The sequence below is a fragment of the Treponema sp. R6D11 genome, assembly GCF_054786075.1.
Window position 1 is genome coordinate 1 of record NZ_BDHD01000789.1, and the last position, 414, is coordinate 414.

Consider the following 414-nt stretch of genomic DNA (forward strand, 5'->3'; position numbering starts at 1 on the left):
TGCGCCTCGACTACCCATTCTTCCGCATAGTTGTTGCCGTTAAAAACGATACGCTTGTGTTCGCTGATTGTTTTTTTAATCAACGCCGCAAGGTCTCCCTTAAAGTTCTTCGACTTCTCAAGAGAATCCGCAAATTGGCTCAAAGTATCGGCGACAATTGTATTTAATACGATATTCGGTCCGCCGATTGAGAACGCCGAGCCGAGCATACGGAACTCAAACTTGTTGCCTGTAAACGCGAAAGGCGATGTGCGATTGCGGTCTGTTGTGTCCTTGGGGAAATGCGGCAATACAGATACGCCTATTTCCATGTCGAGCTTCTCTTTGTTTTTATAACCTTTGCCCGATTCAATCGCTTCGATAATTTCTGTCAATTCTTCGCCAAGGAACATGGACACGATAGCCGGAGGCGCT

General features: G+C 46.6%; 1 pseudogene. It reads right to left on the reverse strand.

Annotated features, from left to right (window positions below):
• A pseudogene (locus tag ACYVTD_RS16115) lies at window positions 1–414 on the reverse strand (glutamine synthetase type III); the annotation flags it as partial.